1 protein-coding gene is annotated in these 1523 nt (G+C 61.8%); it reads left to right on the top strand.

Annotation, left to right across the window (positions count from 1 at the left end; all coding sequences use genetic code 11):
• The first annotated feature begins 94 nt into the window (after positions 1 to 94).
• Positions 95 to 1201, top strand: a complete 1107-nt coding sequence (locus tag AC099J_RS31585; RefSeq protein WP_479619268.1) for an IS110 family RNA-guided transposase — start codon at positions 95 to 97, stop codon at positions 1199 to 1201.
• The last annotated feature ends 322 nt before the right edge of the window (positions 1202 to 1523 follow it).

Below are 1523 nucleotides of genomic sequence, written 5' to 3'. Positions count from 1 at the left end.
GCAGCGAATACGAAGGGACTTCCCCAGTCCTGAGACGGTGTCGAGGCACCAAGATTGACGTTGCGGAAGTCAACCTAAATGGAAAGGGGAAGTCATGACGGAGATTACACAAACCTCGATCGCCCGGGTAGGGGTTGATCTGTCCAAGCACGTCTACCAAGTGCATGCGGTGGATCGAGCGGGCAAGCGCGTGTTTGCCAAGGCGATGACGCCCGAGCGCTTCTACACGTGGTGCGCCAGTTTGTTTGCGGGCTGCATGGTGGCAATGGAGGCATGCGGTGGTGCCCATCACACGGCCCGCAGGCTGCGGCTGATGGGGCTGGATGCACGGCTCATTGCGTGCCACCTGGTCACCCCTTACCGCATGGCCGGCAAGAGCGGCAAGAACGACGCCAACGACGCCGCGGCGATCTGCGAGGCAGCCAGCCGACCTCACATGCGTTTCGTGCCGATCAAGAGTGCCCAGCAGCAGGGTCATCTGGTCGTGCACCGGTTGCGCGAAGGCTACAAAAAGGAGCGCACCGCCTGCATCAACCAGATCCGCGGCTTGCTCGCCGAGTTCGGCCTGGTCTACGCGCAGAGCCCCGAGAAGCTGCGTGCAGTTTTGGCCCTGGTCCTGGAGGATGCGAGCAACGAGATGCCCGGCCTCGTGCGCCTGGCGCTGCAGCGGGCGCACGAGCACTGGATCGCGCTGGAGCAAGAACTGCAGTGGTGCGACGAGCGCATCGCCGCGCACCTGCAAAGCGATGACAACGCCAAAAAGGCAGCCACGCTGGTGGGCATCGGGCCGATCACCGCCAGTGCGCTGGTGGCCAGCGTGGGCGACTTCAAGCAGTTCGACAACGCACATCAGTTCGGCGCCTGGTTGGGGCTCACGCCCAGTCAGCACTCCACCGGCGGCAAGGCAAATCTCGGACGCATCACCAAACGCGGTGACGACTACTTGAGGACGCTGTTGATCCAAGGCGCCAAGTCGGCCGTGTTCAGCGCGGCCAAACGTAGTGACCCGATCAGTCGATGGCTCGTGGCGCTTGCCGCGCGCTCGGGGTGGCAGAAGGCCGCCGTCGCGCTGGCCAACAAGAACGCGCGCATCCTGTGGGCTATGGTCACTCGCGGCACCGCTTTCGATGCGCACCATGTGCCGCAGGTGCCCGCAGCACGGCTTGCGCCACCCGCAGCAGTAGCGGTACCTGCCATGTAGCCCTTTAGTCATTCGCTTTTTCCAGTTGTTCAACCAGGACGTGCGCTCGAAGATGCATCACAGGTCAGACCGGCAGCAGGGGAACTCGCTTTATTTCGTGTGGCGCTTGACCACGTGCAGCGAATGGAGTCCTGCTGAGCGGTTCGTATCTGGGGCCTCGGCCAAGCGTCGACACAAGCCCGTCTGTAGATGTGCAGTCTGTCCATTTGTGGTGGCCTCTTCTCTTACTGCGTGCCTGCTTTGAACGACAACGAAGACTGTCTATCAATGGAAGAAAAAATCCATGACCGGTTGTTGACGTGGTGGGAAGTCCCTGTAGAAA

The organism is Rhodoferax sp. RT4P68 (assembly GCF_056521305.1).
The sequence above is the reverse complement of the archived record's forward strand: the minus strand, read 5'-3'. Positions and strand labels throughout refer to the sequence as shown.

Excerpts from the sequence above, each read along its gene's own strand:
- AC099J_RS31585 (WP_479619268.1), top strand. The coding sequence starts at position 95 with ATGACGGAGATTACACAAACCTCGATCGCCCGGGTAGGGGTTGATCTG.